6 protein-coding genes are annotated in these 6,714 nt (G+C 39.3%); 5 read left to right on the top strand and 1 reads right to left on the bottom strand.

The window, feature by feature from the left end:
* Window positions 1-28: 28 nt before the first annotated feature.
* Entirely contained in the window at window positions 29-1,144 is a 1,116-nt protein-coding gene (locus BMY70_RS16725; RefSeq protein ID WP_090337078.1) for a metallophosphoesterase family protein, read from the bottom strand.
* Between the two features lie 192 nt (window positions 1,145-1,336).
* Between BMY70_RS16725 and BMY70_RS16730 the strand changes: the two genes are divergently transcribed.
* The 5 genes from BMY70_RS16730 to BMY70_RS16750 form a co-directional block, all read left to right on the top strand.
* Complete coding sequence (locus BMY70_RS16730) at window positions 1,337-3,316, top strand: alginate lyase family protein (RefSeq protein WP_090337079.1); 1,980 nt, start codon at window positions 1,337-1,339, stop codon at window positions 3,314-3,316.
* Window positions 3,273-4,496, top strand: a complete 1,224-nt coding sequence (locus BMY70_RS16735; protein ID WP_090337081.1) for a glycosyltransferase family 4 protein — start codon at window positions 3,273-3,275, stop codon at window positions 4,494-4,496. Before BMY70_RS16730 ends, BMY70_RS16735 begins: the two co-directional genes overlap by 44 nt.
* A gap of 39 nt (window positions 4,497-4,535) precedes the next feature.
* The gene (locus BMY70_RS16740; protein ID WP_090337084.1) at window positions 4,536-4,988 is read left to right on the top strand and encodes a methylglyoxal synthase; all 453 of its coding nucleotides are present in this window, start codon (window positions 4,536-4,538) and stop codon (window positions 4,986-4,988) included.
* 47 nt (window positions 4,989-5,035) lie between these two features.
* The gene (locus BMY70_RS16745) at window positions 5,036-5,656 is read left to right on the top strand and encodes a thioredoxin family protein (protein WP_090337825.1); all 621 of its coding nucleotides are present in this window, start codon (window positions 5,036-5,038) and stop codon (window positions 5,654-5,656) included.
* Between the two features lie 144 nt (window positions 5,657-5,800).
* A partial coding sequence (locus BMY70_RS16750) for a 4Fe-4S binding protein (RefSeq protein ID WP_143072127.1) occupies window positions 5,801-6,714 on the top strand: 914 nt, incomplete at its 3' end.

Consider the following 6,714-nt stretch of genomic DNA (forward strand, 5'->3'; position numbering starts at 1 on the left):
ATTTGCCGTTCAAAAACGGAAATTTGAATTACAGATTAAGCAAAAATTGATCTGTCAAAGTTGTCTTCATATCAGGTAATTCTTCATGCGGAATTGTATAGTAGTTTCCGGCAAGCCTCAATTTTCCATTTGATTTCTTAATTGCTATTTTAAGAAATCCATGTTTGTTATCTGCGTAATTTTCTAGCTTAATACCTTTAAAAAGTTCAGGATTTGTGAAAAAACGTGGATCGCTGATTTGGGCAACAGGATGCAACTCATCATATCCACCCGCGCCTGCAACGATAAACGGAATCGTTTTTCCGTTTTTATAAGTTTTGGTAAAACGCTGATAATTATGAACGTGACCGCTGAAAACAATATCAGGGAATACACCTGTTTCTTCAAAAGCTTCTTCCAGAAATTGAATCATCGGGATGCTTGAACCATGGTTTACATCTGCGGTGTAAGGCGCATGGTGAATGGTAACGATCAATGCTTTTTCTGATCGTTCCAAAGCCGCAGCCTTCAATTCTTCTTTAAACCATTTTCTCTGGTCTGGCGTAATAACTCCAAATTTAGGAACATTGCTGTGTAAACCGATGATATTGGCCAAAGGCGCTTTCAGCGTCCAGTAAATGTTGGGCTGGATCATACTTTTTCGATCTACGCCGCGTCCAAAAGCAATAGGTCTTCGTTCTGTGTCACAAAAAACGGCTTTGAAGGCATCCAGGCTTTTATATGCTTTTGCTGCATTTGGATTTACATCACTGTCATGATTGCCGGCAATTGCGAAAATGGGACCGGGATATTTCTGGTAAGGCTCAAAAAACTGTGTCGAATATTTATCAGCTTCCCCGAAAGTATAGACAACATCACCCAAATGATATAAAAACTGAGGCTTTTCGTCTTCCTCTGTTTCATACTGTTTTGCCATTGCCGCAGCCACAAAATGCTGAAAAGCAGGATTTACAATACTACCGGTATCGCCAAACATGTGAAAAACGGTCGCCACTTCATTAATTTCCGGACAGATTTGCTGCAAAGACAGGCGATAAGGATACTGGCCCGTTGGAGTTGGCAAAGGCTGAAATTTATAGGTATCGTCTGGCTGGTCTTTTTTTATTACAGGTACCGTATATTTTGAAGATTTATCAGGACTCATGTGCACAAGGTATTATAAAAATTACTGCCGGATTTTAACGTGTGGTTAAGAAAATATAATTTTTTAAGTCACGTCTCTAAGGGACAGTACTGAAAATTTCTCCAAAGATAACCTTTTGTGAAACCGCAAGCTGTAAAAAAGGCAAGTTGTTGACGGTTTCTCTATCTTGCACTTTGAATAACACACACTTTCATGAAACAAATTATAAAAAGCTTAACCGCTTCGAAAAATGCTTTACAGCTTTTTCAAAATATGGGCCTGCGCTATGTTGCGTTCAGATTTTGGTTTGAGTTTCAAAGACGCACGGGTATATTAAAACTTCGTTTTCCCGTCAATCCCAAAAACCAAGTATTTATTTCTCCGGAGGAATGGCAAAATCAGGCAGTCCATTTTTTCTTTAAAGATTCTGTTATTGCCGGCGAAATCAATATTTCTCATTCGGATTTGCGACAACTCGTAAAATGGGTTAAAGCTTTTCATCAAAACAGGGTCTTATTTTTTTCTTCCAAGTATTTTACGGTTACAGACTGGCTGACAAATCCTGAAAACGGCTTTCGTCATGATATTTCTAAACATTGGTCAGAAATTCCTGATTTTTCAGAAGAGGCAGGAGATATCAAATATGTCTGGGAAAAGTCTCGTTTCACATTTTTGTACGACTTAATCCGGTATGATTATCACTTCGAAAAAGATAAATCTGATATCGTTTTTAAAGAAATCGAAAGCTGGATTGATGCCAATCCGGTCAATCAGGGGCCGAATTGGAAATGTAGTCAGGAAATTACTTTAAGAGTTTTGAACTGGACTTTCGCGCTGCACTATTACAGGAAATCTTCAACGTTACAGGGGCCGCATTTTTTTAAAATAATTGACAGTATTCATCAACAAATGCGGCACGTTGCTGAGAATATTAATTTTTCCCGAATCGCTGTTCGCAACAATCATGCGCTGACGGAAACGCTTGGATTGTATCTGATTGGTCTGTTGTTTCCTTTTTTTAAAGAAAGTAAAGTCTGGAGGAAACGCGGTAAAAAATGGTTTGAAAAGGAAATTGCTTACCAGATTTATGAAGATGGCACATTTCTTCAATTCTCCATGAATTATCATCGTGTAGTGGTTCAGTTACTTACTTGGGGCATTCAATTGGCACATCTTAACAATGAAAACTGGGATCCTATTGTTTATGATCGTGCCAGGAAATCTTTACATTTTCTTAAAACCTGTCAGGATCAGAAATCAGGACAATTGCCCAATTATGGAAATAATGATGGTGCATTATTTTTTCCACTAACAGATTGTGATTTCCAAGATTTTCGGCCGCAGTTACTGGCGCTGGGCAATGTTCTGGGAGAAAAATTAAAGTATGGAACAGGCGCTTGGCAGGAAGAAAGTTTATGGCTGGGTATTTCTGGAAATCAAAACAAATTAGAAACCAACCTTAAAAATGTTCAGTGTTCCGTATTCTCTAAAGGCGGCTATTACATTTTGCGAGATCAAAAAACCATCACATTTCTTCGCTGTGGAAGTTACCAAAACCGGCCTTTTCAGTCAGATAATCTCCATCTGGACATCTGGATTAACGGGAAAAATATCCTTCGGGATGCCGGCTCTTTCAAGTATAATACAGATAAAAAATGGACGAATTACTTCTCGGGAACGGCTTCTCATAACACAGTTATATTAGGAGATTCAGATCAAATGAGAAAAGGCAGCGGATTTATATGGTTCGACTGGATTAAGGAGAGTGACGGATTTTGGAAAGCAGATGGAGATAAAATAATTTTTGAAGGCTGGTTTATCGGTTTCAGGGAACTAGGCAAAAATATTATTATCAGACGCAGGGTTACGAAAGCCATTGGGTTTTTTCACTGGATTATTGAAGACTGGATCGAAAATGCACCAGAGCAAATTTCGATGTGTCAAATCTGGCATCCGTCAGATGATTTTTTTGAGCAGTTTGATATTACATCAAATCTTAAAAATGGGGCGGGAGTAAAATTGATAAAAACTGAAGGTTGGTATTCGATTAATTATGGAGAAAAAAAGTCTGCACACCGGATAGTTTTTCTTACTAACGAAAGATATTTAAAAACTGAAATTGGTATAAAAATTAAACCCGGAAACCGGCATGCAGATTCTTTTGATACATCAGTTTTTTCTGGAAGATCATGATGGCGGAGGGTCGCGGTGGAATGAAATGAGCAGAATCTGGAAAGCGGCAGGGCATAATGTTACGGTTATTGCAGGAATGACGCATTATATGGGAGCTAATGTTTCCCGTAATGATAGGCACTTTTTTCGCGTATCAAGAAATCAAGACGATATTGAGGTAATTCGCTGTTTTGTCAGTCAAAGTTCTAAAAGCGTGTTTGGACGCATCGCTTCTTTCTTTTCTTTTTCTATATCCGGGATTTTGGGTGGACTGTTTTATGCCAAAGATAATTACGACCTTATCATTATAACATCGCCTCCCTTGTTTGTCGGCATAACAGGCTTATTCCTAAGTCGATGGAAAAATATTCCTTTTATTTTTGAAGTAAGAGATTTATGGCCGGAGTCAGCTATTGATCTGGGACTTTTAAAAATCAAACAACTAATTCGTCTTTCCTATTGGTTTGAAAAATATTTATACAGGAAAGCCAAACTGATAAATGTTTTGACGCCCGCTTTTCGAGATGTTCTGATTGCCAAAGGAGCGGACGCCAAAAAAATAATTTACATCCCAAACGCAGCGGATTTCTCACTTTCTGAGAAAGTGATGTCAACGTTTAACGAATCGATATTTCGTCAGCAGCATCGTCTGACAGGAAAGTTTTTAGTCACTTATGTCGGAGCGCACGGTTTTGCAAATCATCTTATTCAAATATTAGAAACCGCAGAATTGCTGGCTGATACTAATGTTGTCTTTTTGCTCATTGGAGACGGCGAGCAAAAACGGTATTTGATTCAGGAGGCTCAACAACGAAATCTCCAAAATGTCCGGTTTATTGATTCCGTATCCAAAAGCGAGGTTTTTAATTATATTCTTGCGTCCGATATGGGTACCTCGGTTTTGAAAAAAACGGATACGTTCAAAACCATTTACTCAAATAAAACCTTCGATTATTTTTCTTGTAAAAAACCTGTACTTATGGCAATTGATGGCGTGTCGAGAGAATTGGTGGAAGGTGCAAACGCAGGCGTTTTTGTGGAGCCTGAAAATCCAGCTGACTTTGCTGCAAAAATTCGTTTTTATTTAGATAATCCATTGCTGATCAAACAACAAGGTGAAAATGGCTATTGGCATGCAAAAAATCATTTTGATCGGCAGGTACTGGCTATGCGGTATTTGAATTATATTCGGGAAGTTTGAAAAACTAGATTCCAGGAATACCTGTTTAGCTTAACATTAATGGAAAATTTCAGAAAAATTACAGTTAGCAAGCGCATTGCGATGGTTGCCCATGATAACAGAAAAGTAGAATTACTGGATTGGGCAAATTCCAACCGGGAGCAGCTTTCAAAAAATAAGTTATACGCCACAGGAACAACCGGAAAATTACTCGAGGCGTTGCTCAATCAGCCCGTTGAATTGCTTTTAAGCGGCCCGCTTGGCGGTGATCAGCAGGTTGGATCTATGATAGCAGAGGAAAGAATCGATTTGCTTGTTTTTTTCTGGGACCCAATGTCCGCGCAGCCGCATGATCCGGATGTGAAAGCATTGCTAAGATTATGCGTCGTTTGGAATATTCCTGTAGCCTCTAACCGGGCAACTGCTGATTTCATTTTTACCTCTCCACTGATGAACGAGGATTATATCGCTGTCCAAACCGATTATACGAAATATTTGAACCGCGTTGTCTGAACTGAAATGCGGCTGTTGGGGTTTTTTCTATGAACAAAAATACTTTCATGAGGAACTTAGCGGATTTATTTCAGAACGGGACGGAGCGGAAAATTTATTCTTATTCGGATTATATGTTATTGATGGAACTGGTTGTTATGGAGCAAAGAACAACCGGTCCAAAACAATCGGAAGAACTTAATGATTACACAAAACTCAATCTGCATAGAATGCAGCGGCTGAATAAAACTGTTGTTCTCAGTGAAAGTTTGAAAATAGCAGTTAGCCAAATTCAGTTTCCACAAACCTGGTATGTACTGACGGAAGCGTGGTGTGGAGATGCAGCGCAAAATATTCCCGTGTTGGCCGCAGTTGCAAAGTTAAATCCGCTTGTTGATCTCCAATTATTATTGAGAGACGAGAACCCTGACCTGATGGATTTATACTTGACGAACGGAGGCAAATCTATTCCAAAATTAATTGCTGTTGATGGAGCATTTAACGAGATTTTTAACTGGGGGCCGCGTCCGGCAGGAGCACAGCATATGATGGAAGAGTACAAAAAAAATCCTGTGAAATCGTATAAAGAATTTGGAGAGGATATCCACAAATGGTATGCGGCTGATAAAACTCTGTCGGTTCAAAAAGAATTATTGGACATATTGGAAGGTGTTTTAATAGATAAGTAAGATTTTTCAGAGTTTACTCTATCTTTGCAATAGGCTTATTTTCGGAACTTCCGGATGTCGTTATGAATTGAAAATTGAGACCTGCTAACATTGTCCACTTATTTCAAAAATATATCAGAGGGAATTAATACCACTTTAACGGGTATGAAGCTGACGTTGCGTCATTTATTTGCCGCAAAAAACCGTCGGGTAAACAATGATATCCGTACAAGTAATTTCTTCGATTTGCAGGATGGTCTGGTGACTATCCAGTATCCTCAGGAAACAATTCCAATTCCCGATAATGGACGATATAGGCTTCATAATGAGATTGATGACTGTATTGTTTGCGACAAATGTGTAAAAGTTTGTCCTGTTGACTGCATTGAGATAGAGCCAATTAAAGCTATTGAAGAAGTAGGACGCGCTTCTGACGGTTCTCCGATTCGGCTTTATGCTGCCAAGTTTGATATTGACATGGCGAAATGCTGTTATTGCGGCCTTTGCACGACCGTTTGTCCAACGGAATGCCTGACGATGACAAAGACTTTCGACTACAGTGAAGTCGATATTCGGGATATGGTTTATAATTTCGGAAACCTGACTGTGGATGAGGCACAGGAAAAACGAGATTTGCTTGAACAATTCCAGAAAGAAAAGGAAGCTTTAAAGGCGGCACAAAAATCAGGAGCTCCTTCGGAAGTTGCTGCAAAATCTCCTGTCGCTCGTCCCGCTTTTAAACCAACAATTAAACCAAAGCAAGAGGAGATAACGGCAAAGGAAGACTCAGATGAGGTCGCGATACCAAGACCGAAGCCTGTTTTTCAACCTAAAAAACCAATAACCGTTGAAGCCAAAGCAGATAGCGGAATTTCACCTGAAGAACCAGGAGTTGAAAAGCCTGCGGCCAGTCTACCGTTTAAGCCGTCAATGAAACCGAAAGCTCCGGTTTCTGATATTCCCGAATCCGAAAGTAAAGAAATTAAGAATGAAGAAGTAAAATCAAAACCGGCTTTCCGTCCTACGATGAAACCTAAAACATCGGTTTCTGATGTTCCTGAATTACCGGTTGAAGAGAT

The sequence above is a fragment of the Dyadobacter koreensis genome, assembly GCF_900108855.1.
In the GTDB taxonomy this organism is placed as follows: Bacteria; Bacteroidota; Bacteroidia; order Cytophagales; family Spirosomataceae; genus Dyadobacter; species Dyadobacter koreensis.